Source organism: Endothiovibrio diazotrophicus (assembly GCF_054657215.1).
On record NZ_BAAHXB010000366.1, the window covers coordinates 1 to 281 of the forward strand.

General features: G+C 63.3%; 1 protein-coding gene. It reads left to right on the forward strand.

The features are described 5' to 3' along the window. Positions 1-21 precede the first annotated feature (21 nt). A partial coding sequence (locus ACYQ2W_RS26840) for an ATP-binding protein (RefSeq protein WP_459874208.1) occupies positions 22-281 on the forward strand: 260 nt, incomplete at its 3' end.

Consider the following 281-nt stretch of genomic DNA (forward strand, 5'->3'; position numbering starts at 1 on the left):
ACCGCCAACCTCTACCGCGCCCTGCGCTTCAACGCCATCAGCCAGGGACTGGAGCCGCTGCTCAGCGAGGCCGAGGAGAACGAACTCTCCTACCTCCAGTTCGCCCACCGGCTGGCCGAGCACGAGTTTGAACAGCGCAACCGGCGCCGCGTCGAGTTGAACCGGCGCAAGGCGGCCTTTCCGGTACTCAAGAGCCTGGAGGAGTTCGACTACCGCCACCAGAGCACCATCACCAAGCGCCAGGTCAACCAACTGCTCGACTTCAGCTTTATCGACGATCG